The following is a 25,965-nucleotide window of genomic DNA, read 5'->3' as shown; positions in this document are numbered from 1 at the left end:
GCCCCCTGTTTCAATGACTTCCTGTGGCTGCCCTGTGTGGAAGAGGACTTCCCCGCGTTACAGGGCAACCTGCTTTTAGAGTTCCGTCTTTGACGGCTTTATTACGCGGGCAAAAATATATAGGCAGAAGGCAAATGACTGTCAACCGAAATTTTGATGGGTGCCAAAAAGCGGGAAGAAAAAATGTTTTTATGAGTCGTCTCAGATCGTTTGGAGGCTGCCCTTCTTCGCCAGGCGGTTTTAGCGGCTACAGCTCCTTCGACCCGCCTCGCAAGCGCCTGACAATCAAATGACATTCAACGAAACAAAAACTCGTATTCGACCTTGGACCCGGAACAAGGGATGATGTAGTCTTGCTCGCACCGGAACACCGGCTCTGTTTCGGGACCAAGTTTAAAGAAGCTTTTCCAGGTGCGAGGTATCCGTGATGCGGTTCCATCGGCGTGGGTTATATATCTTTGCGGCAAGCCTTATCGGGCTTGGATCGGTCGCGTTTGCTCAAAACAGTACTGTGCTGATTCCGGGCCCATTACGCTCGTTCCTGCGCATGGCGGGTGTCAGCCAGAAGGCTGCTCCGGAAGACATTCTTCCGCTCTTTGCGCGTAGCGTCTTTATCCGCGGCTACTCCGGCGGCAGGCCATCCGAATATCTGATGTTGCTGGACCGCTACGTCGCCCAGGCACGGGAGCTACAGGCGCTCGCCGGACCAGCGGGAGCTCTTAAGGTGACAAGCTGCACGGACGCAGTGCCACTCCTGCAGATCCTGGGTTACCGCATCCGCAATGGGTGCGGAAAGACCACGCTGCTCATGACCGCCGATCCCGACCGGGCCTTCCTGACGATCGATTCCGGCTTTCCCCTCCCCCAGCTTGAAGAAGCGCTGCAAAACGGCCAGACCTTCACCATGCCTTACACCTACTCGCAGGTGCCAGGCTTGTTGCACGAGAGCGACTGGTTCAGCATCAGCACCAGCCGTCGCCGCGGCATCAGCAGCCTGATTGACGCCATCGTCGACGATCCGTCAGTAGCGCGTCTTTACTGGGCGATGAGCAAGCTGGATCCTGAAACACGCAACGTGCTGCTGCACCAGCCCGGTCTTCGCCGCCTGGCGCCGGTCGCCGCTGTCCTCGACTTCTATGGAGGCGAGCTCGACGTCCACGAAAACCGCGTCATCGTTCCTGGCGGCCCAGCCAGCGACAATGCCTGGAAAGATATTGTGGGAGCAAGCCCGCAGTCACCGGGAGACTTCATCCTTCATCTGCTTGCGAAAGACCGTGGCTGGACAGCGGCTTACTTCGATTCTCTGTCTCGCGCCAGCCGTGAGCAACAGGCTCACCTCACCGAGCCGACGCGCTTGAAGCAGCTCTACGAGGCCTTCCGTCCGTACGACCAGGATCCACCTGCGACCCGCGGTGTCTTCCGCCGCGCTCCGGATATTCTTGTCCTCTTCTCCCGTGCGAACTGGGCTCCCGATGGCACTCCTCATATTCCGGGCGATATCGATACCTGGAAGAGGATCCTGGCTGATGCACCGCGCAACCGCGCGATAAGCGAATGGGCCAAACACGCGAAAGGATGGAATCGCCCGGATCAGGTGCTGCAAGGAATGGTTGGCATCTCCCGCACTGATATGGAGAGCGGACCGCTGCAGATCTTCTTCCAGGCCAACGCCATCGACCGCGCTCGCGGCAACGCCACACCTCTCGATCCGCAGACGGTCCGTCTGATGGCTTCGCACTTCTCGCAGTACGCCAACTGGTTCCCGCTCTTTGCGGAATTCCCGGAACTCGACAATAACTCGATTCAGCAGTTCATCAATACAGCACAGGCTGTAAGCGGCATCTCCAATGAGACACTTCGGGGCAATGCTCTCGGTTCCTTCCAGGCTGTAGTCGGCATATGGCAGGTACTGGCGCGGCAGGATGAGATCCAGCCCACGATGCTGAATGCTTCCTGGCTCCATATGCTGGAGCCATTCAACAAGGTACAGAATGATACCGAGCTCTTCGATCACGCCCGCGAATCGCTCGGCCAGCTTGCCATGGCGGCCGCCGGTAAGCCGAACTGTACTCAGGACGAATGGATCGATCTGTTAGGTGGCCCGCGCCAGAGCAGCCGCGAAGCCCGCGCCATGCAGCAGGAGATGGCGGGACGTATCCATTCTGTCATGGCCGATCAGCGGCTGGTCTCGCTCGATACGCTCTTCGCCTTCAGTGACGGTCTCTCTGCTCTTTCACAAGGCACAACCACCCCGGATAAGCTGCTGCCGATGGCCGAGCAACTACGCGAGTTTGAGATGCCGCGCGCCATTCTCACCACCATGGAGCGCATTGAATGGGCTCCCCGTGGATACTCGATTCGCCATGCTCAGCTCCAGGCTCGCACCGACATGACCAAGCTGCTGAAGTCGCAACCCAACAAGCAGCAGCTTGAAAATGCACGCGGCACCCTGGCGGCCTTCCTCCGCGACACCCTGGTGGGTCTGAACTACGCTTACTACGAGCCGCCGGGCGCTCAGATGCTGCACCATAATCCAGTCTTCGTGCGGGCGCACGACTTTACTGGCATGACCGTTTCAAGCCCCGAACGTGCCTGGATGATCGCTGAGCTCTTCGGTACCGGCTCGCCCGCCAGTGGCGGCGCTTATCTGGCCGGCTCTCTGGCCGACCTTCCTTTTGCCCTGGCAAAGTCGGAGCAGGACTTTATCGTTCCGGAGAACGTACAGGCGCTTATCTGGCGCGAGCTGGTTCCTGAGCTTCTGGTCTCCGCGAGCATGCCGCGCTGGTGGGAGATCACCGCCCCGGAGATGCACGCTGCCGCGCTCTATCAGAAAGCCGGAGAAGACCTGATCGATCTCGCCCGCAAGAACCCGGAAGTCCGTTCCCGTGTCCATAGCATCCTGGAAGACCGCCTGACCGTCGGTCAGATGATGACGGTAGACGATGCATGGAACAGTAAAACCCCCGCACCGCCAAAGATAGCTCCAGCCGATGCCTTCTATCTCGCCTCGGTGTACCGTACGCGCTTCCCGCAGGAGCCGGCATGGAGTCCTGCCGGCCAGGAACTCGAAACACTGAGTAAAGAGCATCCGGAAGAATCTCGGCCTGATCGTATTGCGCGCGACTTCGGCGTGCCGCATCCAGTCATGGACTCCAGCTATGGCCGCGATCTCTTGGCCATCAAGCCATTTCCCTTCTTCGGAGGCTTCTCGAGCCGCCTCTTCGGCGAAAGTTGGGACTCCAATAATTTCTATTGGGCTCGGCTTGCCGATGAGCTAGGCTATCAACCCGTCATGCTTCATCGTCTTGTCCCGGAGCTGACACGGCGTATGACGGCAAAGATCTTCGCATCGCACATTGAGGACTGGGCAGCACTCGACCGCGCCATGCGAGAAACGGGAGAAGACTTCCGGCATAGTATTGCTGCACAAAAAGCGGCGCAGGCAGTGGCAAGCAGCGCGCAATGAAATTTTGGGGATTACGGGACACTGAGTATGTTTAGGAATTTGTTGACTGGAACGTCATTGGGTCTGTTGGTGCTTTTGCAAGGTGGCCTGCGTGCGCAGGAAGACACCTCACGTATTCGCGTCAACGTCGTACTCGTACAATTGAGCGTTGCCGTTACAGACGGCAAGGGCAATTACATCGGCGGCCTGAAGCCTGATGACTTTGTCGTCACCGAGGATAAGATCCCCGAAAAGCTCGCGGGCTTTGAAGAAGGTGTCACGCTCACCCGTACGTCTGACGATACAGGCCTTCCAGTGCCCGCTACCGCACCGCCACCCATACCCGGGGACCCTGCTCTTCCATCTGCAACCGGTGGTCCCCAGACTGCCGGGGCCAGCGTCTTTATTCTGTTTGACAGCAGCAACTACATGTACCGCGGCTTCGTCTTTGCGCAGGATGCGATCGCTGATTTCATCCGTTCACTCGAAGGCGTCAGCAAGGTGGCCTTCTACTCCTATAGCCGCAATCTCTCGAAGATCACTCCGCTCACCGCCGACCGCAGCGCCGTAATCCGCGGCGTCCGCAATACTGTCGCCGGCGACGATGAGGCGCTATACAACAGCCTCCTGCTTACCTTGAAAGACGCCGCTCCGCTGCATGGCCGCAAGGCTATCGTCGTCTTCTCCAACGGCCCGGATAACGCCAGCATGGTTCCCCCGGAAGACGTAGCCGAGTTGGCGCAATCCACGGGCACCATCATCTACATGATCAGTACCCGTGAGGCGCTCAACGACGAGGCCTCGACGACCGTCTTCGAACGCATTAGCAAAGCCACCGGAGGTAAGGCTTACTTCTCCAAGAGCTGGAAGGACGAGAAGATGGCCTTCGAGTCCATCCGCGAAGATCTGGCGCACCTCTACTCACTCAGCTATTACCCTGCCCCCAATCCCAACCAGGGCTGGCGCACCATTACCGTAAAGCTAGCCGACAAGAGTATGCAGAAATACAAGATTCGCACCCGCGAAGGTTACCGGCTTCAGCAAACCTCGCAGGTTGCACCGATCGCTCCTCCAGGACGCGAATGGCCGGGCGTGCCAACGCCACAGTAGCCATCAACGACAAAGAGCCGGGGATCCTCTCCCCGGCTCTTTTGCATTTCCTGACTAGTCCAGCTTACGCAACCAGATATTCTTGACCGAGATCTTGCATGGCTGGCTCTCGATCTCAAATCCGATCAGACCGGCCTGATTGTTGACTGACTTAGGATCGTCGTCAATATAGACCGCCATCAGGTGTCCGTTGATGATGTGCATCATCACGCCACCGCGCGCAATTACCTCATAGTCGTTCCAGTCGTTGATCTTCACATAACCACCGAGCGCCTGACGGTCGCCGATGTCTGCAACCAGACGATTCGGCTTTCCCGGAATCGTCTGCGTCACCTGCCCACGCCACGCCAGGATGCCCTGCATCGTATTCTCCGAGTACCACTGCCCGGTGTAGGTAAATGCCTGCGGCCTTACCGGAAACCAGAAGTCGGCCTGTGGCCCCGTCATCATGTAGCGCAGATCATAGGGAGGCAAACCCGCGGGTTGTGCACGCGTCCACGGGACTCCGGTTTGGCTGCGATACTGAATGCCGCCACCGCCGCCTTTCTCGACCTTGATCTGCAACTTCAGATCGAAGTCTTTCGTCGAATCTCCGCGATAAACGATGTAGTTGTTCCCACGCGGCTTTCCTTCGAGGGTTTCACCGATCATCACGCCGTCTTCCACGCGCCAGATCGTTGTATCGGCATCCCATCCGCTGAATGTCTTGCCGTCGAAGATCTCCTTGAAGCCAGTATGTTCATTGATGTCGTACGGATCAGGTTCATGAAACCTCGGCATGCCCGGCAGCGGTTTACCATCAGGCCCGATCTGGGGACGTCGTGGCGTCTGTGCCGTATCCGCCGCAGCAGGCGCTTGCGCCATCAGGCCTGCTGAAGCGCACGCGAGTGAAGAAAAGCACAAGAAACCAATGACATGTGAACGAAGAGTGCGAGACGGCCGATACGGCATAGGAGCCATACAGTTTCCTTCCTTCTAAAGGAGAGTTTTTCAGGGACCGCTGGCATCCTATCGTGGCACGAACACAACTGGCGAGAGCAGGAACGGAGAAAACGCAAGGTGCTCCGTAAGAACAAGTGCAAGGTCTGACCACTGACAACCTCGTCATCATTCGAAACGAGATGCCGGACGACGGCTCATCTCACAGACTTGCTTCTCGCACCAGGTGCTTACGTCCCCATTCACACATCATCTGCACAATCGGGATCAGTGTTTTTCCGTACTCGGAGAAGGAGTAGTACACGCGGGTCGCACCCTCATCGCTTTCGGCTCGTTGCAGAATGCCATCGCTGACAAGTTCCTGCAATTGCCGAATCAGGACGCGCTCGGCGATCTCCGGAACAGCCCGCTTGAGTTCACTCGTTCGTTTGGGACCGTCCTGCAGACACCAGAGAATCGTTCCCTTCCAGCGCCCGTCGAGCACACGCATCATGGCATCGACAGGGCATTCACCGGCTTCTTTCTTCGATACCGCCATCGTCCTCCAATGCCAGGGCATCTCAAACCCTATGCTTGTACTCCCAAGAGAAACATCGTCACAGCAATCACCAGGGCGGCAACACGCCACCGGTGAAGCAGATGCCAACGATCATGCTGCCGGCGTAACTCCTCGGAAAACGCCGATGGCCCTGCAGCCACGATACGATTATTGATCGGAACAAGAAAGAAAATCGACAATACGATTGCCGCTACCCAGGTGAGGCAGGCCGACCAAAGCAACTCAATATGAGAAGAATGACGCTTTACGACACTCTCCGTCACCAGGAGCAGCAGACCGCCTATGTACCAGAATGGCATAACCCTCCCCAACTGCTTCGCACCCAAAGAGATCGCAGTATTTCTCGCAGCCTCGGGAAGCTGAGCAAAGATTGGATTAATAAAAGCAGCAATGCAAAACTCGACGCCTGTCATGAGCCCAATACAGATGATGGTGAGTATCTCCACGATAATGCCTCCGGTCACTGATCTTGCTGCAATAGAGACGCGAAAGCATTCCATCTTGATTCGAAGAATGGCACTGACAAATCTGTCAGTGCCTAGAGCGTGTCCCGGAAGTTCTTGTCATAAATGTTGTCATCTGAGCGTTCGGGGTCCCCAGCGAACTTGTTCGCTGGGGTGACTAGTAATACCTGCTTTTTCAACGCTTCGGATGGCAAAGCTCTTCATGATTTTATGTCGCGACACTAGGGAACGACCGCAACAGCCTCGATCTCAATCAGACACTCTTCGCGAAAAAGATCCTTTACGCCGGCAAGTGTACTCACAGGCGGGTGTTGAACGTCGATGTACTGATCGCGAATGGCCCGCAACGACTTCAGACGATCTGTATTCAGCCCAACCACGTAATAGTTAACCTTCACCAGATTGGCCGGTGCTGCTCCATTTTCAGCAAGAATGGTCTTCAGATTCTCAAAGGCCTGCTTTGCCTGTGCATTGAAATCATCTTTCGCGATATGGCCGCTTTTATCGGCGCCGACCTGGCCCGAAAGAAAGATGAGCTTTCCGCTCGTGACAACCGCCGACTGACTGTAACCAGGTGATGGCGCCAGCGCTGGAGAGTTGTGGAACTCAACAGGAGATTTGGTCTTCGCTTGTCCGGAAGCAGACGACGAAAGCGCAAGACAAAAAAGAAGTGAGGGGGTTGCCCCCCTCAGGAAATTCACAGCATTCATGCAGTAACCTCCGCGGAGCGTTCCTCAAAGGAACACTCATTCATCAGAGATCATAACGAGGAAGACCTTACAGCGGAAGGATCTTCACAATCGTAATTTGGTCTGAGATCGTGAGCGGCACTGTCTGATTTGTCGTGCGGGTGCTGCTCCAATTCAGATGTCCCGTCGTATCGAACGTACCGATATTGGGGGTGTAGTAAGTTCCACCCAGAGAGAGAGTCACCTGCTGCGGGGTCACCGGCAGATACAAGCAGTTCACCGGATCATAGCTGCTCTGTTCTGACCAGAGGAGCAGCCAGAAGCTCCCATCGTGCTTCTGGAGCAGTAGCTTACGTACGTTCGCATCTCCCCCAGTGATGGCATAGGGCAAGGTTCCTGGAGTAAAGCTCGGTCCCGGATCGGAGAGATTCGCAATCAGGTTTTGGATTGCGTAATACGCCGGCCGCGGATTCATATTGCCGTCAATCAGTCCGTAACCAGGCGAATTGACCTCTTCGAGAAGTTCATACACATAGGTCCGGTGAACGCCATTAAGAAATGAGAGAGCATACGTCCGTGGGATGTAGGACTCCTCTACATCTGTTGGGATCGTATACGGTGTTGGATTGCCGGGGAAGCTCAAGTACCCTGTCTCGCTGACCAGCGAAGGCAGTCCAGGCGCGTCGAGGTTCGCCTGGTCAAGCCAGAACGGGATGGATCCATAAGCATTTCCCTGCGCGTCCAGGCCACCCCATCCGGCGCTGCCTGGGTTACGCCCGCCGAAGTAGATATGCAGATTGTTGTGCGTCATCAGAGAGCTGATGTTACCAACCGTCCCATAGGTTTCGTATGCAGCAAACGACGGCCCCAGCACAGGTATATTCAGCGCAGTTCCTGCTGAACGCACTACCGGAGTAAACGCAATCATATTGGCCATGCTTGTGGTTACGGAGGCGCCGCAATTCCCCGCGACATCACACTCATTTGGAGCCTCAAGGAGTTCCATATCCTTGTTCACAGATGCAAGTTTCTGGATGCTCTGTGACGTGATTGCGGGATCGTACGGCACAACATAGTTCGTGCGGATTCCGGATTGAGCCAACTGCTGATGCCGCGTGGTCAGCGGTGCGCCCCAGTTAGGATTGAAGTATCCATCACGGACATGACGGATACCAAGATTCTGAAGGTACGTGAGCACCTTCGGCCAGTTGGTGTAGTACGGCGTGTTGTCGTAGGTCATGTGCGTGACCACACCCATCGAGTCAACAAACGCATCGGCGGACGAAGCCTGCACCTGAGGCAGGGTTACTGAATTTGAGGTTGTATATTGCTGCCCTCCGGCCGCCAGTACCTCTTTCGCAGAACCACATCCCAAAGAAACGGCACAGGCGCACACGAACAATGCCTGTAATGTTTGTCTTCTGGATCGTCTGCCGTGTCGTAAAGCCAGCTTCCGAAAAACCTTCTTGCAAGTTGCATCCAAGGGCTTCGAACTAATTAGTGACTGCTGACTCGCTGCCAGCACCCTCCCAAACGAAAGAAAACTCAAACTAACCATCCTTCAGACACACCACCGCTAACGCGCAGAAGCGGGCATAGAGCTCACACAACAGAGGCGGCGTCTACTTACGATTGAAATTTACGTGCTCGGTGTTTTCATCCTAAGCGGGAACCATTCCAACGCAAGTTTCGGGATGCTATACAAAACGGCTTCCAGACCCATTTTGGTCCAAAGGGCTCCAAACTCCGCGCCAACCGTATACGAAAGCGCGTTCTTCTATAACTGCCCGTAAATTTTTGAGAGATGGATCCTTACTGGGAACACGAGGGATCGCCATACTCATCGAAAAGTCGAGAAGGCGACATTAAACCTGATTAATACAAAACCTTTGCCTTGAAGAATGGCGCTGACAAATCCGTCACAGCCGAGGGAATGATCGCAACGGCCTCGATCTCAACCAAGCATTCTCCGCTGAAGAGATCGTTCACTCCGGCGAGCGTGCTCATGGGTGGGTACCGGATATCTATAGATTGGCCACCAATGGAGCAGCGGACACCGAAAGCGCAAGACAAAAAAGAAGAGAGGGGTTGCCCCCTCTCGAAATTCAAAGCATTCATCCAGCAACCTCCGCGGAGCGTTCCTCAAGGGAACTCTGATCCATCAGAGATGTTTAACGAGGAAGACCTTACCGCGGAAGTATCTTCACAATCGTCATTTGGTCTGAGATCGTGAGCGGCACTGTCTGGCTTGCTGTATCGGTGTTGGTCCAGTTCAGATTGCCATTTGTATCGAACGTAGCGAGACTGGGAGTGTAGTAGGTTCCTCCAAGCGAGAGTGTTACCTGCTGCGGAGTCACCGGCGTATAGAGGCTATGCACAGTGTCGTAGCTGCTTTGTTCTGACCAGAGGATGAGCCAGAAGCTGCCATCGCGTTTTTGGAATAGCAACTTGCGTAGCGTCGAATCTCCAGTGACGGCATAGGGCAACGTTCCAGCGTTAAAGCTCGGTCCTGGATCAGCGAGAGCCCCGATCAGGTTCCGAATCGCATAATATGCCGGCCGCGGATTCATATTGCCGTCGACCAGTCCGAAGCCAGGGGAGTTGATCTCATCGAGGAGTTCGTACATATAGGTCCGGCCAATGCCGTTTAGATAAGCAAGGGCGTACGTTCGTGGAATATAAGACTCTTCAACATCTGGAGGAATGGTGTAGGGAGTCGGATTACCGGGGAAGGTCATGTAACCCGCCTCTGTGATCTGCGAGGGCAGTCCTGGTCCGTCGAGATTTGCCTGGTCGAGCCAGAACTTAAATGTTCCGTATGCATTTCCTTGTGCATCCGGAGCACCCCATCCTTCCGCACCAGGATTACGGCCGCCGAAGTATACGTGCAGGTTGTTATAGTTCATGAGCGAAGTGAGATTCCCCACTTGCCCATAGGTTTCGTACGCGGCAAAGGCCGGCCCAAGCACAGGAATATTCATCGCCGTTCCTGCTGCCTTCACAACCGGCGAGAACGAGAGCATATTAGCCATGCTTGAATCCAAAGAAATGCCGCAGCTTCCCGCGAGGTCACACTCATTCGGAATTTCGAGAAGCTCCATGTCATTGCTGACAGCCGCAAGCTGCTGGATACTCTGGGATGTGATCGAGGGATCGTAAGGAATCACATAGTTCGTACGGATTCCCGATTGTGCCAACTGCTGGTGCTTCGCGACAAACGGCGTCCAGCTCGAATCGAAATATCCATCACGGATATGACGGATACCAAGATCCTGAAGGAACTTCAGCGTCTGAGGCCAGTTGGTGTAATAAGGCGTGTTGCCATAGGTTATGTGCGTAACCACGCCCATCGAGTCGACAAAGGTGTCGGCGGGAGAGGCCTGCACTTGGGGCAACGTCACTGCGTCTGTTGTTGCCTGCCCATCAGCCGCCAGTGCCTGCTTGGCAGAGCCGCATCCCAGGTAAAAGACGAAGGCGCACGCGAACGATGTGCGCAGCATCCACTTGTTGAAGTGATTGGTGCGTCGTGAGACCGGTTTCCGAATAATCGTCTTGCAGGTTGTATCCGATGACTCAGAGATAACTAGAGACTGCTGGCTTGCGGCCAGAATCCTCCCAAACGAAAGAAAACCCAAACTACCATCCTTCAGAGACACCACCGCTAACGCGCACAAAGCGGAGAACGAACGCTCACAGTTGCGTCGTCTGCTTGATTGAAATTGACGTGCTCGGTGTCTTCATACTAATCGGAAATAATTCCCAGATTGGATTGGAAAACACACAAAAAACCGATCTGGTCCAAATATTTTCCGGCTGTAAATTTTCGGAAAACTAATGTCGGGAATCGGACATTTCGTTCTGATAGTTTGAACAACCAATATTCGATGCAGTTCCGCGCCGAAACGCCGTACGTGTTTTCGCCGTGATTTTGTGCCTGTCTTTCTTGGCATTTGCCTCCTATTTTTACGAGCACGATCACATGACCCAAAAATAGATATTCCTCCGATGTGCAACTAGTTACGTTCAGACAATCCTGTAAGGGCAGGTCGATTTTGCAATCCGCACGTCTGATCGGCGTGCGCGCGGCATTGTCCAATTCCTGGGTCCGCGTGCAAGCGTAGGCACCACGTGATCGAAAGGTACTTCTATTGCGCAGAGGTGATTTGTAATCATGCACAGCCTTCCAGGTAACGCAGCACTAGCGACGCAGCAGGAAAGTTTCTCGTCGCGCCATATCCTCGAAGCCGTGTTTCGGCATCGCCGATTGTGGCTTCTTGTCGTCTTCGTCGTCTTCTCTCTCTCTGTGACGTATACCATTCTCCGGCCGCGTCAGTATCGCTCAGAGATGGACATTCTCGTACAGAACACTCGAGCTGATCAACAGATCACCCCCAGCCGGGTAAATGGCACGATCGAGATCAACGGAGTTACGGAAGAGCAGATCAACTCCGAGATCCAACTACTCCAAAGCCGAAGCCTCGCCAGTAGTGTGGTCGATCCCGAATGGAAGAACCGGCCAATCGGAAGCATGTCGCAGGCCGAGCAGAAAGCCCATGACAAGGCAGTCGATAAATTCGAAAAGGGGCTCAATGTCGACCTCGTGCGTAAATCGAATGTGATTCACGCAACGTACGTCGCGTCCGATCCCAAGGAAGCCGCCGACGCACTCAACCGGCTGTTGAATGCCTTCCTTGCGAAACATCGTGAGATTGCACAGCCGCCAGGCACCTCTCAATTCTTCGCCAACGAAGCCGCACACTACAAAACCGATCTCGACAAAGCGCAGCTGGAACTGGCGCAGTATCAACAGCAGCACAATATCGTATCGCTTCCCGAGACAGAGCAGAATATCGATCGCCAGATTAATGACGCCCAGGCTGAAATGAGAAGCATGGACGCTCAAATCGGAGAGATGACACAGCGCATCGCGAGTGACACACATCAACTGTCCGGCATCGCTCCCCGGCAGATGACGCAGCAGCGCACCATTCCCAACGACTACTCCGTGGAGCGACTGAATACCCTGCTTGCCGAGTTGCAGAATGAGCGCACCTCATTGCTGACGAAGTTCACTCCGCAGGACCGCATTGTGCAAGAGATTGAAACGAAGATTTCGAACACGAAATCTGCCCTGAAGAATGCGCAACAGATGACCTCGCAGGAGAGCTCGACGGACGTAAACCCTGTCTGGCAGTCCATGACCGGTTCCATCATCCAGAACCAGACTAATCGTAAGGCCTTACAGGCCAAACGCGATGCACTGTCCCAACAGGTTAGCGAGCTCCGCAGGAATCTCTCGCGCGCTGAAGACTCTACGGTCGACTACACGACGCTACGGCAGAAAGTTGCCGACCTGACCAATAACTATCAGCTTTATACGCAAAAGCGCGATGAAGCACAGATGGCGGACTCCATGAATGAAAACCGCCTTCTCAATGTTGCAATACAACAAAATCCGACCTACTCTGCGATGCCATTTCGTCCAAAGCCAGTCGTGGACTCGATCCTGGGTGGTCTCACTGCGATCTTCCTGGCCAGCTTTCTGGTCTTCCTCGCCGAGATGGGAAGAGAAACCATTGCCAACTCGTACGAGTTGGACAAATACGCGCGCTATCCAGTCCTGGCTACAGTGCCGCTGGATAAAGACCGTAAGAGAAAGAAAGAACGGCTTCCGGACTTTGGTCCGGTCTTGATTGGACTTACTGCCAACTCAGAACCACAAAAGATGCAGAGGGCAAGTCTAGTTCGATATCGCTAGGAAGGGTACCTGATATGAAGATAATTCTCGATCATCCGGAGACAGCCGAATGGGCAGCATCAGCAGATGGTGTATCACGCTCGGTATATCAAACACTCCTCTATACAATCCTGCAGAAGCCGCGAGAGCAGGACTCCGGAGTGGTCATCGCCCTTAGCTCAAGTAACACCGGCGGAGGTGTGACGTACGTAGCCCGGGCCTTGCTCCAGGAGCTCTCCAGTTCTGACCTCTCGTCAGTAGCTGGAATCAATCTTAGCTTCCTGCGCAAGCTGCATGAACCGACGGTCGAAGCCATTCGCAGCTCGGTTGCGAGATCGGGAAACCACTCTAAGGAAGACTATGGAGATGATACGGTAGATAGTCCCCGGCCGCTCGTGCTGTCGGAACGGCGTAGCCCATGGGATTGCAGTTGGCGCTACCGGCGCGACTGTATCGAGCTCCTGCGCTCTGAATTTGACTACACGATCATCGACTGCCCTTCCCTGGATCAATCCGGTGATCTGTTCAGCATTGCCCCATTTGTCGATGGCGTCATTCTGGTGGCAGAGGCTAACCGAACGCTCCGGCACCAGCCGCGCCAGGCCGAGCAGGCGATCACCGCTGCCGGTGGAACCGTCCTTGGTTACATCCTCAACAAGCAGACTAGCGAGGTGCCCCGATGGTTATCCCCCCGTGCATAGAACATAAGCAGGTTTCCGGAAAACAATGGAACGCAGTGAAGCTGGCCATTGCACTGGCCATTCTCCTGGTGGCGCCGAGCCATCGTTTGCTGGGTGCTGACCAGCAACTGCACCATCGGCCTGTATATACCTTGCATGTTGGCGACGTCATCGTCCTCAACTATCGCTACACTCCGGAGTTCAATCAGACCATCAAGGTTCAGCCCGATGGGTGCGTCAACCTGAACATCGTGGGCAATATCAAGGTGGCGGGACTTTCCATCGATGACGCCCATAACCAAATCGTGCAGAAAGCTTCGGTGCGGCTCAACAATCCTGAGCTGACAATCACGCTGCAGGAGTTCGAACATCCCTATGTCGTCATTGCCGGTGAGGTGGAGCATCCCGGAAAGTTTGAGTTGCGAGATGACACAACAGCACTGCAGGCAGTCATGCTGGCCGGCGGCTTCAAAGACTCTGCGCGCGACACGCAGGTCATTCTCTTTCGGAAGATCAACGCCGATGACGCTGAAGTGCGCAGACTCAACCTGCACAACGTGAAAACCAAGGCCGAGCTGGAAAAAGATACCGAGTTACAGCCGGGAGATATGTTGCTGGTTACTCGAAACAAGATGGAACACCTCGCCCGCTTCATGAAGGCGAGCAACCTCGGCATATTTTTCAACCCAACCCAGATGCCATAGGCATCTCTTCCTGAACGATAACGGCTGGCTGCGCCCTGCCTCGCACAGCCCACAGGAATCCTATGCTCTTTTTCATTTCATCGATGGAGGTTTGCGATGCAGCAGAAGAATTCGCAGTTCGACGATCGCTCGGCAACCCGCTTTGAGTCGTTCAGCACGCCGCTCGTTGCGTCTATGCCGACAGAGTCGGCACTTCGCCTGCAACCGTCGTTAGCGAGAGCCATAGCTGGACCTGCGGGCCGTATAGCCGATCTCACATGCATGAGTGCGGCTCTTATCTATCTGGCTCTGTGGGCCGGAGGTGGACGACCTGGGATCTCCAGCAACGTCCTTGATTTTCTATCCATGCGAATTTCTATCGGACATTTTGCCGTACTGGCAGTGTGTCTGATGCTATGGCATACCATCTTCTCCTACTGCGGACTTTATACCTGGCAGCATGTGCAGTCGATGAAGGGCCTTCCGGGTAGGGTCGCCCTGGCAACCTTCCTTTCTTCACTGATCGCAGGAAGGACGATCTCCACGATCTGGCACCATGGCCACTTTGTGAGAGAAGCACTGCTCTTCTGGGTCATCTCCGGTAGCGGCGTCATGTTGTCGCGAATCGCAATCGGCCTCTTCCACCGTTATGTGCAACCCCACTTCCGGAAAAGCAGATATGCCGTGATCGTTGGCAAACGCGCGCGCGCTGGCCGCATCGCCGAGGAGCTCAAAGCACACCCGAAATGGGACTACAAGATCCTGGGTCGCGTAGACAGCGTCGTATCTCAGTCGAAAACTCCGGCCGGCTGTCTGGGACAAATTGGAGATCTTGAGGACATCCTGCTGAAGCAGGTCGTTGATGAGGTCATCGTCGCTCTGCCGGCGAAATCGGATTATGCCGCGATCGAACACACGATCTCGGTCTGCGAGCGAGTGGGTGTCCAGGTACAGTATCGCGATGACCTCTTCTTCGATGCTTCCCGCCGAGGCCGCTGCTATCGGGAACGTTACGACGACCGCAAAGTCATTCTCAAGATGGTTGAGGATGACTACCGTCATCGCATTAAAAGAGGAATCGACATTGTGGGCGCACTCTTTGGCCTGATTCTCTGCGCGCCAGTGTTTCTTGTCGTAGCCATTCTTATCAAGAGCACCAGCCCCGGTCCCGTGTTCTTTCTGCAGCAGCGTTATGGCCTTGGGCGCCGCATCTTCCGGATCTACAAGTTCCGCACGATGGTCGTCAATGCTGAAGCTGCCCAGGCATCGCTCGAACATCTCAATGAGAATAGCGGGCCGGTGTTCAAGATCTTCAAAGATCCTCGTGTAACGAAGATCGGAGCCTTCCTTCGCAGGACCTCTATTGATGAGATACCGCAACTCATCAACATCCTCAAGGGAGAGATGTCCTTTGTTGGCCCGCGTCCTCTGAACCTGCGCGACGTAGGCTTGTTCTCTGAGGCGTGGCTCATGCGCCGCTTCAGCGTCAAACCCGGACTCACATGCCTGTGGCAGATTGGCGGACGCAGTAATGTGAGCTTCGATCGCTGGATCGAGCTCGACCTGCAATATATCGACAACTGGTCACTTGAACTCGATATGAAGATCCTCGCCCGGACTGTGCCTGTCGTCCTGCGTGAGACGGGGGCGGCATGAACTCCTCCGGCCGAATGCGAGTCCTCTATATCAACCATACGGGCCAGGTGAGCGGCGCGGAGAGAGTCCTTCTGGACATGATCAAAGGGCTCGACCGCAGATACTACGAACCCTTCGTTGCATGCCCCGCAGATGGTCGCCTTACCAGAGCGGTAACGGCGGAAGACGTTCCATGCGTCGAAATTCCGCAGGTACAAGCCCGCTTTGGATGGCGACTAAGCCAGCTATGGCAAGCTGCCCGAACAATGAGCCAAGCCGTAGTTGCCGTTCGCCGGACGGTCGACTATCTCAAACCCGACATTGTTCATGCGAATACATTGCGCGCGGGAATCGTCGTTTCCCTGGCGACTGCAGGTATGTCGCGTCCGGCAATCTGGCACGTGCATGACACGCTCCCGCGACATCCTTTCAGCAGCGCAATCCGTGTCCTCGCCTTTCTTTCTCGTCGCACTCAGATCGTCACCGTCTCCGATGCCGTAGCCAAGGCTTTCCGCGGCCGGCTTCCCTTCGGCAGGAAGGTGAACACCATCTATAACGGAACCGATCTGACCCAGTTTCCATTGAAGGCCTACGGCGATCGTGATTTCCGGTCGACGATCGGAGTTCCAGACAATGCATTTCTGGTTTGCGCTGTAGGACAGATCTGCGCGCGCAAGGGGCTTGTGGAGCTCGTCCGAGCCTTCCAGGGAATACATCAACTGGCCCCGACGATGCATCTCGTCATCGCGGGAAAGGTCGTCTTCGAGCATGAGCAGGAGTACTTTGAGACCCTTCGCCATGTTGCAGCCACACCGGAACTCAGGGACCGGGTGCACCTCATTGGTGAAATCCGCAATACGTCGGCACTCCTGCGAGCAGCCGACCTGCTTGTATTGAACTCCTTGGATGAACCTTTTGGCCTTGTCCTCATAGAAGCGATGTCCAGCGGTACGCCTGTGCTTACAACACGCACGGGAGGAATTCCGGAGATCGTTGAGGACGCGCGAAGTGGATGGCTTGTCGAGCCGGGAGACACTGCCGGCCTGGCCGGTAGATTGCTTCAGTTATCCCAAAACCGCCCGCTGCTCGACGCTGTAGCCATGACAGCGCGGCTTGAAACCTGCCCGCGATTCTCCTCGGAGAGATTTCGGGAGGAGCTAAAGAAACTTTATGAACGAGTAGTTCCCACAACAACACGGCGGCGACATGCTCCCAACCCCCATGAGCTCGGTCCTCTTGTCAGCTGCCAGATGAACGCGAAAAGCAGTACAGAACACGATTTCAAAACGAAGTTCCTCGATTAGCCAGATCTCGAGGAACAAGGGGTTCTATGCCCAGAATTGCTCTCTTCCAGGACTATCTTGCACAGAACGGCGGTGCAGAACGGGTAACCGAAGCGATCCTCCGAACGTTACCCGGCGCAGATCTTCACACCACAATGGCGGTGCCCGAGCGGCTGCCCCCATATCTTCGCGACGCAGATGCCACGACGACCTGGATGCAGGCACTGCCTGCCAAGGCCAAGTGGTACCGGCAATATTTCCTTTTGTATCCATTCGGTGTAGAGTCGGCGAACCTGACAGCATACGACCTGATCGTCAGTAGCTGCTGTGGATATGCAAAAGGAGTGAAACGCAGCAAAGACGCGATTCACGTCTGCTACTGTCATAACCCGATGCGCTGGGTTTGGCGGTTTCCCGAATACATTGCGCGCGAACACTTCAATAAACCGACCAAGATGCTACTGCATCTTATGGTCCAGGCCTTGAAGAAGTGGGAGATGCAGGCAGCCACGCGGCCCGATTTCTTTATCGCAAACTCGCATATTGTGGCAAACCGTCTAAAAGAAGCCTTTGGCGTGAACGCAATTGTCATCGAACCTCCGATCGTTACGTCGCGGTTCTGGGTGAGCAAAGAAACCGAGGATTATTACCTGATTCTCTCTCGTTTGAACGCCTACAAACGAATCGACCTCGCGGTCGAAGCATGCACGCGAACCAATCGGCGGCTGATTGTTATCGGTGATGGTCCAGCCCGCGAATCGCTCGAGGCGATGGCAGGACCAACCGTTACCTTCCTTGGGCGTCAGTCCGATGCCGACGTCAATCGCTATGCGAGCCGTTGCCGCGCTCTGATCTTTCCAGGCGAGGAAGATTTCGGGATGGCTCCGCTTGAGATCAATGCGGCGGGTCGGCCTGTGGTGGCATACGATGCCGGAGGAGCAACGGAGACCGTCGTAGAAGGCATGAATGGCGTCCGCTTTGGCGAACAAACCGTCGACTCACTGATTGAAGGGTTGGAAAGACTGGAAAGCCAGGAATGGGACCCAGCGGCTATCCGGAGAAATGCGCAGCGTTATGACATCAACGTCTTTCAGGAGCGCCTGTTGGGCTTTCTCGACAGCGTATCGCCTGCGGTTCATAGCTTGAAATTGCTACAGCGGAGGGCTGGATGAGCGTATCGTCCACAGAATCGATCTCACCACCAAAGTCAGCCGCAACCAGGGCTGGACACGGTGCGCGTGCGGTCGTTCATTCCATCGCCAGCAAGGTTCTCATTCTTGCGCTTCAGGCCTCCACAGGGATACTTACCGCTCGAATGCTCTTACCCTGGGGCCGCGGCGAACTGGCGGCTATGATCTTGTGGCCTCTCTTTATTGCCAGCGTTACGACACTGGGCGTTCCCAGTTCTCTCATCTACTATCTGCGTTTTCGCCCTGAAGACCGAGAAGAGCTTATTGCAAATGGCTTTTTCATGGCGACAATCCTGGGCATGCTTGCCACTGCAGTCACCGTGTTCCTGCTTCCTCATTGGCTGCATCAATACTCGCCGTCGACCGTACATGCCGCGCAATGGTTTCTCATCACGGTGCCGCTCTGCTCGGTCACTCTCGTCGGCCGTGCGGTGCTTGAGGCTTCGCATGACTTCTCCGGTTCGAATGCAATCCAGATCATCACACCCCTTGCAACGCTGATCGGTCTGTTATGTTTTGTGGTCGTCCACCACCTTACGCCGCTCACCGCCGCGATCGCATACATCGCCGCGTCCGGCCCGGCGTTCTGGTATATGGCCACGCGCTTGCGGCGAGCTTCCGCAAAAGTTGCACCCGCGCGAATGGCGGTCGTGAAGCAGATCCTGAGCTATGGAATTCGTTCGTACGGAATCGACGTATTAGGAACACTGACACTACAAGTCGATCAGGTATTGGTAGTAGGCATGCTGAGCCCCAGCGCGATGGGATCGTATGTAGTTGTGTTGAGTCTGTCCCGGATGCTCAACCTCTTCCAAAATTCAGTAGTCATGGTGCTCTTCCCCAAAGCCGCGGGCCGTTCTGCAGACGAAGTCATCGCTATGACAGGCGATGCCGTACGCGTGAGCGGACTTGTGACGGCTGCATGCGGCATCTTCGTCTGTCTCGCCGGCCCGCTCCTGTTGCGCCTGCTTTATGGGCGTGAATACGTTGAAGCCGCCGGCGTGCTCCGTATCCTGGTTCTGGAAGTCGTGCTCTCCGGAGCTGTCTTTATTCTGGCTCAGCCCTTCATGGCTCTCGATCGGCCAGGCGTGGTCACCATTCTTCAGGCGGTTGGACTTTCATTCAGTATTCCGATGATGCTCCTGCTGATCCCGCGCTATGGAATCTACGGAGCGGCAGTGTCGCTTCTTACCTCGACGATCGCAAGACTGATCTTCGTCTATGTCGGCTTCCGCTGGTTCCTCAAAACCAAGCCACCGAGCCTGGTCCCTGAAGGCGCAGATATCCGCCTCTTGTGGAGTATGGTCTCTGGCTGGCGCATGGAGCGTGCCGCATGACTGTTCTCACAGGTGTACAGCAGTATCCCCTCGGCCCCATCCATCCCACGCTGCATCGCGGGCAGGTTCTATGCGCCATCCTGATCCTCGCGGGACTTCCCACGGTTTTGATTCTTGGCCATCAGGCCGGACTTTTGCGGCTTGCATTCCCTGCCCTCAGCCTGGCCATAGGTGCGTTTCTCCTATGGCGTTCGAAACCGCACTATGTTGGCCTTACGTTCTGGCTATGGTTTGTAACTCCGTTTCTCGGCCGCATGGCGGACTATCAATCGGGATACACGCCTGCGAACCCGGTTGAAATTGCCCCTTACCTTGTTGCGGGCCTTGCAGTAATTCCCCTGCTGGCAAACCTGAGTTGCCTTACCGACCGGGGGACCGTTCCCTATGCCTGCGCATTGGCGGCAATCTTCTATGGCGCCGTCTTCGGCCTTGTGACCCTTCCGCTGTTCAACGTATTACGCGCACTGTTGAACTGGCTGGTACCGGTCATCTTCGGTCTATTTATTTATCAGAATCGGGAATTCTACCCAGAGTTCCGCAGGGTGATTGAAAAGGCATTTCTCTACGGCGTACTGATCCTGGGAGCTTACGGTATCTATCAGTTTTTTGTTCTTCCAGAATGGGATCGCGGCTGGATGCTGCACGTCCAGATGAATTCCTTCGGCGAAATCGATCCGATGAAGACCCGTGCGTTCAGCACCATGAATGCCCCGGCCATCTTCGCCGCGGCGATGGCCACTGGTCTTCTGCTGTTATTCAACTCGAAGCAGAAGCTCCGCATGCTGGCTGCGGCATGCGGATTCGTTAGCCTGATCATGACCCTCAGCCGTTCGTCGTGGCTCAGCCTGGTAGCCGGCGGCGCATATCTCCTCTTCCGCCTCGGAATGCGTGCACGCGTCAATTTCGCGATTGCCTCGCTCGCTTGCATCGCATTCATGCTGGCCGCCACACAGGTTCCTGGTGTTGATGAAGTTGTTGAAACGCGCATGCGCACATTCTCGCAGCCATCACAGGACGTGAGCTATCTTGCCCGTATTGAAGGCCACCAACGAGCTCTTCGCGAGATTGCTCAGGAGCCCTGGGGCGAGGGTATCGGGAGCACTGACACCCTCCACAACACTGAAGGTGACGACGATATGATCGGCCCTCACGACAGTACCTTGCTTGAGTTTCTCTATTCCCTCGGATGGGTCGGCACGTTCATTTATCTGCTGGGACTTGGTTATCTTCTCTTTCAAGTGATCCGCCATAGCCAGCGGGATCCTTTTGTCCTCTCGTCGCATGCGATCCTGATTGGCTTTGTTGCACAGTCCATGCTGAACAGCGTCATGCTGGGTGTTCTGGGCTTCATGGTGTGGACATTTGCATCCATGAGCCTCGCTGCAGCTTCCAGTCCAGAGATACGCGAAAGAGCAATGGACTATCAACCCAACCCAACCGCCAGCTACGCAACCACCTAGGAGGGGACATGCGAGTTCTCCATATCCTCAACGACGTAACCGATCAGGGTAATGGCATCGTCAATACCGCGGTCGATCTCGCGACAGAGCAGGCGCGAACAGGTGTTCCCGTCGCCGTTGTCTCAGACGGTGGAGGATACCAGCCACTACTGGAGAGAGCCGGCGCGACCCACATTACCCTCAATCAGGCCCGCCGTCCGCTGCAGTTATTGCGCGCCGTCATTCGATTTGGAAAGATCCTACAGGAGTTTCAGCCGGATGTCGTTCACGCACACATGCGCACCGGACTGCTGCTTGCATGGGTTTGGCGCAGGTTCCGGCGATTCGTTCTAGTCGGCCACGTTCACAATGTCCATGATCGAAGCTCCATCCTGATGGGGCTTGCTGACCGCATTATTGTCGTGAGTCAATCGGTTGCCGCAACGATGGAGGGCCAGGGAATCGCCCCGCACAAGATCAGGGTTGTCCTGAACAGAACGCTGCAAAATCAGCGTCAACCGCAACTCGACGAGATCCAGCCTGTGCAATTGCAGCATCCAGCAATTGTTACTGTCGCGGGCATGACAAGCCGCAAAGGCATTGCAGAACTCATCGAGGCATTTGAGTCTATCGGACGCAAATTCCCGACGGCGCATCTTTACCTCGTCGGCGATGGGCCAGAACGGAATATCTTCGAACAGCGAGCACAGCAGTCCCTCTTCCACGAACGCATTCATTTCGAGGGGTTTCAGGCAGTACCCCAGGCATACATGCTGAGCGCGGATGTGTTCGTTCTGGCTTCCAGGCGAGAGTCGTTTGGACTGGTACTGATTGAGGCTCGCCAGGCGGGTTGCGCCATTGTCGCAACCAATGTCGACGGCATCTCTGAAGCTCTGGATGATGGGCGTTCCGGAGTCATGGTGCCGCCCCAATCTCCGGAAGCACTCGCCAGAGCCATATCGTCCTTGATTGGATCCGCGGACGAGCGCGATGCGTGGAGGAAACAGGCACTCAACGGAATTGAAGATTATCGGGTCAGTGTGATGGCCGGCGAAGTTCAGAGCGTTTATGAGGAGATCTCCTTATCGCCGAACATCGACACAGAGACCAACGTAGTTTGGCAGAAATAAATAAGGGTGTTTGCAGCTCACAGCATGTTCCCATCGAATCCATATCGAAAGACGAATGCAATCTTCGCACGCCGCGATAAGAATGCAGCATGCCTTGCCTGCTCGGTCATACGCGACGCTGGAAAGAAAGGCGGCGCGCCATGCGAGGAGTACTCCCCCTATGAAGATAACGACTGAGGCGACCAGCACGGAAGAGTCGCAGAAACCGAAAAGTACGCGAAAACCGTTGTACGACACTACTCTTCTCCAGGTAACTTCTCCCCGCAACGGAACCAGACTCGCCCATTCCCCGGACGCTAATGATCCTGCGCCCAAAACCAGCATCTCTTCATCGCGGACAAGTCTTATTCCCACGGTCTTCCACGAAGACTGGTGGATGGAGGCTGCCACCGAAGGACGCCATACAACCCTGGAGATCTCGGCGAATAACCAGATCGTCGGCCGGCTTCCGTTTATGATGAGAAACCGTCTGGGCCTCAAAGGAATCTGGACTCCACCCTTTACCTACTTTCTCGGACCAGGAATTGATGAGGGAGAAGGCAGTGCAAACACACGCTATCTTCGCAGGCTGGAAATTACCCGGGAGCTCATCCACAAGCTACCGCCGTCATCATGGCAATGCATCCGCTGTCATGGGGGAACGCCCGACGTCATTCCCTTTCAAGAGCAGGCCTTTCGCACCTATGTGCAATTTACCTATGAGGTGCTGCCGGCCTCGGAGAAAGAGATCTGGCAGCGCATGCGCGACAAAACGCGCAATGTAATCCGCCGGGCAGAAGAACAGTTTGAGACGGTTGAGATCCCAGACGCCAATGCATTTATCCGGCTGTATGAGAACAACCTCTCATCAAAAAGCGTGCGCAATAAGCTGGACCTCTCGGCCTGTAAAAGGCTTATCGAAGCTGCGCTCCAACACAACCAGGGACGCGTGATTACCGCCAGAAACCGCACGGGAGAACTCGTCGCAGCGAATTTCTGTGCATGGGATCACAAGACGTCCTATTACATCTCCTGTACTCGCAGTGATGCTGCGGGAAACGGAGCCGCAAGCATGCTGGTATGGAAGGCCATCCAGCATGCTGCAAACAAAGGGCTGATCTTCGACTTCGCGGGCCTGGGAACCTCGGGCAGCATTCTTCACTACACTGGCTTCGGAGGAGTTATTAGTCCCAGGTTTGCGGCCGTCAGGTCTACTCGCCTTGGACGTGTCATAGCCGGCGTACGGTCATTGCTTACGGAAGATCACTTTTTCTTCTGATGCACATCGTTACGCGATGCTAGAGCATTTTCCCTGTAGGGCTTCCGTATCTATGGGCGTTTTCCGCAATGAAAACGCCGCTGCACTCCTCTTCCGGGATACCCAGCAACAGGGAAAACGCTCTATCGCGTAACGATGTTGATAACGAGCGGATGGTCCGGAATGGCCAAAGGAATCTTCGCAGTATCCTTCCATTCCTTCAGCGGCTCACCCTGTACTGAGGGCTCGTAGAGAACGACGCGGCGACCGGGACTCACCAGCGTCAACGTTGTCGCAATGGGCGAATTCGAGATGTCCTTCTGCCAGAAGGTGTCGTAGCTTGGTGTCTCCTGCCAGAGCACAAGATCGAACTCCCCGCTCGATTTCTCGAGCAGCACATGATGGATGCGAGAGTCTTTCGATTCGAGCGACCAGGCTAACGAATGGAGGCGGGCGGGTGCGGCCGTATCGTTCAGCTCTTCGATAAGCCTCTTTACTGCGATGAATGCAGGCTTCTCAGACCTGTCAGCGCGAATCAGCCCCCAATGCAGTTGATTGTTCGTGAGACCGGGGTCGGCCGTCTCATCCAGCAATTCATAGAGATATGTACGTTGAATTCCTCGCGAGAAGTTCTCAAGGAACAGCCGTGGAATGTATTTCGATGAGGCCAGCTCCGAAACAGCAGGCTGATCCGTGTGGTCGTTCAGGGCATTGTGGTAGCCGCTCTCTGTAACGACAATGCTCTTCGCTCCCGACACATTTTTTGCAAAGTCCGTCTGTTCTGGAAAGACGTGAGACGGCATCTTCCCCGCGGGATATGGGTGAAGATTCCCAGCATCAATAGAATCAGCGAGGTTCCCGAGCTCTGAACCGCGTTTTGCGAAGGCCAGCGATGGGCCGATAATCTGGAAACGATTGCCGCCGCCGAGTGCCCTTGCTGAACGAAAAAGGGCTTTGATGTAGTCGCGGTCTGTAGAAGTCCAATCGGACTGTCCACTGATATCCATCTCGTTCGGCCCTTCGAACGCTTCAATCGAGTGATTCGATAATTTGTCCGCCTCTTCCAGTATCTCTGGCCTCATTGGACCAAGACCGCTCCGCGGGTCCACAACCGCATCGAATCGAATGCCGAGAGCGCCAAGCTCCGCCCAGCGGCCATACATAAGGCGGTTATAGCCAGGATCCTGAAAATGTACGCCGTCACGTAAATGTCGGATACCGCTCATTTGCAATTCATTTTTGACAAAAGAAAAATTGCCATATTCCCGGTCGAAATAGTTCAAGTGTGTATTCACGCCAATACTGTTGACGAAGTCGTACGCACTGCGCGCTTGTTCTGCCGATTGCGGGTTAGTCGCAGGCGACGAGGCCGCAAAAGTGTGCGCCGATTCGCGCCAGTGATCGAAGACCGCGATCATGGTGCCAGCACAAATGACTGAAATTGCAATGACTTTCCAACGATATCTAAAGCGCATATCTAGTAAAGATCTCCGTGTCCAACCGATCATCCCCTCACAGCATCTAACCGCGAAAGTAAGAGTGGGCCATGTCTAAATTTTTAGATGCGTGAATCACACGCACGAGCACCACTTAGCTGCCTCGGTTTGCCCAATCAGGGCGGGGAGGAATATGGCAGCGATCGATGTAGTCATTGCTGATAATCAACCAATGTCTCTTTCAGGTCTGAGAAGTGCAGTAGCCGACCAATCCGATATAAGGATTCTTGCAGAATGTCAAAACCCAGAGCGGCTCCTTGATGCAGTACGAAATTACTCACCGGATGTGTTGCTGGTAAGTGCAGAGATTCTTCGCGAAGAACTGAAAGAGTTGGAGCTCCTCGTCAGCGAAATCGAGGAGACCCGAGTCATTGTGGTCACGAATCGAAAGGATATGGCCTTTCTTGAAGGCGCCTTGCGATGCGGAGCCAAGGGTGTCTTTCAGCGCGAATGGCCCGTCCAGCAGATCCCAATGGCCATCCGTAAGGTCATCAATGGCGGGGTCTGGCTGGAGCAGGCCGCGGCAGAACGCATGCTTGAGCAGGTTCTTACAAGGCGTCAGGCCCCCGATGCCGACGAATGCAAGGTCGCGTCTCTCACCCCACGAGAGCGTGAAGTCGTCGAACTGATCTGCCAGGGTCTGCGCAACAAGGAGATAGCAGATCGGCTCCATATCAGCCTTGCTACTGTTTCGCATCACCTGACTTCTATTTTTCGCAAGCTCGAGGTGGACGATAGAACCTCTCTCGTAATTTACGCAGCCAAGCAGCGCCTCGTGATCTTCTAGCATATTCTTGCTATTACTCGTTGACGGCATAAGACCTGACACCAGCCGGCTGGCGTCAGGTCTTATGTAGATTTGTTGTCGCTTTATTTAAACGTTCGGTCCAATTCATCGCACGGTGGATTTCT

The 25,965-nt window shown here is 55.1% G+C and carries 20 protein-coding genes; 13 read left to right on the top strand and 7 right to left on the bottom strand.

Going from position 1 to position 25,965, the window contains the following annotated elements; genetic code table 11:
* The first annotated feature begins 427 nt into the window (after nt 1-427).
* Nucleotides 428-3,466, top strand: coding sequence for a hypothetical protein (locus FTW19_RS09095; RefSeq protein ID WP_147647326.1), 3,039 nt, complete (start codon nt 428-430; stop codon nt 3,464-3,466).
* Nucleotides 3,467-3,493: 27 nt separating this feature from the next.
* Nucleotides 3,494-4,555 (top strand): VWA domain-containing protein, encoded by a 1,062-nt coding sequence (locus tag FTW19_RS09090; protein ID WP_147647325.1) that lies wholly within the window; start codon nt 3,494-3,496, stop codon nt 4,553-4,555.
* Between the two features lie 54 nt (nt 4,556-4,609).
* Here the strand turns inward: FTW19_RS09090 and FTW19_RS09085 are convergent, their stop codons facing one another.
* From FTW19_RS09085 to FTW19_RS09060, 6 genes are all read right to left on the bottom strand, one after another.
* Complete coding sequence (locus FTW19_RS09085; protein WP_147647324.1) at nt 4,610-5,419, bottom strand: 3-keto-disaccharide hydrolase; 810 nt, start codon at nt 5,417-5,419, stop codon at nt 4,610-4,612.
* Nucleotides 5,420-5,696: 277 nt separating this feature from the next.
* A complete protein-coding gene (locus tag FTW19_RS09080) occupies nt 5,697-6,032 on the bottom strand; it encodes a winged helix-turn-helix transcriptional regulator (protein ID WP_147647323.1) in 336 nt (111 codons plus the stop codon).
* 29 nt (nt 6,033-6,061) lie between these two features.
* Complete coding sequence (locus FTW19_RS09075; RefSeq protein ID WP_187143386.1) at nt 6,062-6,499, bottom strand: DUF1772 domain-containing protein; 438 nt, start codon at nt 6,497-6,499, stop codon at nt 6,062-6,064.
* Nucleotides 6,500-6,738: 239 nt separating this feature from the next.
* Entirely contained in the window at nt 6,739-7,227 is a 489-nt protein-coding gene (locus FTW19_RS09070) for a RidA family protein (RefSeq protein WP_147647321.1), read from the bottom strand.
* Nucleotides 7,228-7,294: 67 nt separating this feature from the next.
* Nucleotides 7,295-8,500, bottom strand: a complete 1,206-nt coding sequence (locus tag FTW19_RS09065; protein WP_147647320.1) for a hypothetical protein — start codon at nt 8,498-8,500, stop codon at nt 7,295-7,297.
* Between the two features lie 892 nt (nt 8,501-9,392).
* Nucleotides 9,393-10,841 (bottom strand): hypothetical protein, encoded by a 1,449-nt coding sequence (locus FTW19_RS09060; protein ID WP_147647319.1) that lies wholly within the window; start codon nt 10,839-10,841, stop codon nt 9,393-9,395.
* 536 nt (nt 10,842-11,377) lie between these two features.
* On the opposite strand from FTW19_RS09060, the gene FTW19_RS09055 reads away from it, so the two are divergent.
* The 10 genes from FTW19_RS09055 to FTW19_RS09010 all read left to right on the top strand — a co-directional run bounded on the left by FTW19_RS09055 (nt 11,378) and on the right by FTW19_RS09010 (nt 23,578).
* Nucleotides 11,378-12,964 (top strand): GumC family protein, encoded by a 1,587-nt coding sequence (locus tag FTW19_RS09055; protein ID WP_147647318.1) that lies wholly within the window; start codon nt 11,378-11,380, stop codon nt 12,962-12,964.
* Between the two features lie 14 nt (nt 12,965-12,978).
* Nucleotides 12,979-13,644: a CpsD/CapB family tyrosine-protein kinase gene (locus FTW19_RS09050; protein ID WP_147647317.1), complete on the top strand. Its 666-nt coding sequence runs from the start codon at nt 12,979-12,981 to the stop codon at nt 13,642-13,644.
* A 35-nt stretch (nt 13,645-13,679) separates the two neighbouring features.
* Nucleotides 13,680-14,327, top strand: coding sequence for a polysaccharide biosynthesis/export family protein (locus FTW19_RS09045; protein ID WP_187143385.1), 648 nt, complete (start codon nt 13,680-13,682; stop codon nt 14,325-14,327).
* A 96-nt stretch (nt 14,328-14,423) separates the two neighbouring features.
* On the top strand, nt 14,424-15,962 hold the full coding sequence (locus FTW19_RS09040) for a sugar transferase (RefSeq protein WP_147647315.1): 1,539 nt from the start codon (nt 14,424-14,426) through the stop codon (nt 15,960-15,962).
* Nucleotides 15,959-17,245: a glycosyltransferase family 4 protein gene (locus FTW19_RS09035; RefSeq protein WP_147647314.1), complete on the top strand. Its 1,287-nt coding sequence runs from the start codon at nt 15,959-15,961 to the stop codon at nt 17,243-17,245. Before FTW19_RS09040 ends, FTW19_RS09035 begins: the two co-directional genes overlap by 4 nt.
* Nucleotides 17,246-17,271: 26 nt before the next feature.
* A complete protein-coding gene (locus tag FTW19_RS09030) occupies nt 17,272-18,396 on the top strand; it encodes a glycosyltransferase (protein WP_147647313.1) in 1,125 nt (374 codons plus the stop codon).
* The gene (locus FTW19_RS09025) at nt 18,393-19,751 is read left to right on the top strand and encodes a polysaccharide biosynthesis C-terminal domain-containing protein (protein ID WP_147647312.1); all 1,359 of its coding nucleotides are present in this window, start codon (nt 18,393-18,395) and stop codon (nt 19,749-19,751) included. The genes FTW19_RS09030 and FTW19_RS09025 overlap by 4 nt, the downstream gene beginning before the upstream one ends.
* Nucleotides 19,748-21,211, top strand: a complete 1,464-nt coding sequence (locus tag FTW19_RS09020) for an O-antigen ligase family protein (protein ID WP_147647311.1) — start codon at nt 19,748-19,750, stop codon at nt 21,209-21,211. Before FTW19_RS09025 ends, FTW19_RS09020 begins: the two co-directional genes overlap by 4 nt.
* 8 nt (nt 21,212-21,219) lie before the next feature.
* Nucleotides 21,220-22,320, top strand: a complete 1,101-nt coding sequence (locus FTW19_RS09015) for a glycosyltransferase family 4 protein (protein ID WP_147647310.1) — start codon at nt 21,220-21,222, stop codon at nt 22,318-22,320.
* Nucleotides 22,321-22,480: 160 nt separating this feature from the next.
* Nucleotides 22,481-23,578, top strand: a complete 1,098-nt coding sequence (locus FTW19_RS09010; protein ID WP_187143384.1) for a GNAT family N-acetyltransferase — start codon at nt 22,481-22,483, stop codon at nt 23,576-23,578.
* A gap of 122 nt (nt 23,579-23,700) precedes the next feature.
* Here FTW19_RS09010 and FTW19_RS09005 read toward each other — a convergent pair whose 3' ends face one another.
* Complete coding sequence (locus FTW19_RS09005; RefSeq protein ID WP_187143383.1) at nt 23,701-25,065, bottom strand: hypothetical protein; 1,365 nt, start codon at nt 25,063-25,065, stop codon at nt 23,701-23,703.
* A gap of 121 nt (nt 25,066-25,186) precedes the next feature.
* Here FTW19_RS09005 and FTW19_RS09000 point away from each other — a divergent pair, with 121 nt between their 5' ends.
* Nucleotides 25,187-25,840, top strand: coding sequence for a response regulator transcription factor (locus tag FTW19_RS09000; protein WP_147647307.1), 654 nt, complete (start codon nt 25,187-25,189; stop codon nt 25,838-25,840).
* The last annotated feature ends 125 nt before the right edge of the window (nt 25,841-25,965 follow it).

This window comes from Terriglobus albidus, assembly GCF_008000815.1.
Classification (GTDB): Bacteria; Acidobacteriota; Terriglobia; order Terriglobales; family Acidobacteriaceae; genus Terriglobus; species Terriglobus albidus_A.
This window is presented reverse-complemented; position numbering and strand designations above follow the sequence as displayed.

Coding starts and splice junctions, on each gene's coding strand:
- FTW19_RS09095 (WP_147647326.1), top strand. CDS start 428: ATGCGGTTCCATCGGCGTGGGTTATATATCTTTGCGGCAAGCCTTATC.
- FTW19_RS09090 (WP_147647325.1), top strand. CDS start 3,494: ATGTTTAGGAATTTGTTGACTGGAACGTCATTGGGTCTGTTGGTGCTT.
- FTW19_RS09085 (WP_147647324.1), bottom strand. CDS start 5,419: ATGGCGCAAGCGCCTGCTGCGGCGGATACGGCACAGACGCCACGACGT.
- FTW19_RS09080 (WP_147647323.1), bottom strand. CDS start 6,032: ATGGCGGTATCGAAGAAAGAAGCCGGTGAATGCCCTGTCGATGCCATG.
- FTW19_RS09070 (WP_147647321.1), bottom strand. CDS start 7,227: ATGAATGCTGTGAATTTCCTGAGGGGGGCAACCCCCTCACTTCTTTTT.
- FTW19_RS09055 (WP_147647318.1), top strand. CDS start 11,378: ATGCACAGCCTTCCAGGTAACGCAGCACTAGCGACGCAGCAGGAAAGT.
- FTW19_RS09050 (WP_147647317.1), top strand. CDS start 12,979: ATGAAGATAATTCTCGATCATCCGGAGACAGCCGAATGGGCAGCATCA.
- FTW19_RS09040 (WP_147647315.1), top strand. CDS start 14,424: ATGCAGCAGAAGAATTCGCAGTTCGACGATCGCTCGGCAACCCGCTTT.
- FTW19_RS09035 (WP_147647314.1), top strand. CDS start 15,959: ATGAACTCCTCCGGCCGAATGCGAGTCCTCTATATCAACCATACGGGC.
- FTW19_RS09030 (WP_147647313.1), top strand. CDS start 17,272: ATGCCCAGAATTGCTCTCTTCCAGGACTATCTTGCACAGAACGGCGGT.
- FTW19_RS09025 (WP_147647312.1), top strand. CDS start 18,393: ATGAGCGTATCGTCCACAGAATCGATCTCACCACCAAAGTCAGCCGCA.
- FTW19_RS09020 (WP_147647311.1), top strand. CDS start 19,748: ATGACTGTTCTCACAGGTGTACAGCAGTATCCCCTCGGCCCCATCCAT.
- FTW19_RS09015 (WP_147647310.1), top strand. CDS start 21,220: ATGCGAGTTCTCCATATCCTCAACGACGTAACCGATCAGGGTAATGGC.
- FTW19_RS09010 (WP_187143384.1), top strand. CDS start 22,481: ATGAAGATAACGACTGAGGCGACCAGCACGGAAGAGTCGCAGAAACCG.
- FTW19_RS09005 (WP_187143383.1), bottom strand. CDS start 25,065: ATGATCGGTTGGACACGGAGATCTTTACTAGATATGCGCTTTAGATAT.
- FTW19_RS09000 (WP_147647307.1), top strand. CDS start 25,187: ATGGCAGCGATCGATGTAGTCATTGCTGATAATCAACCAATGTCTCTT.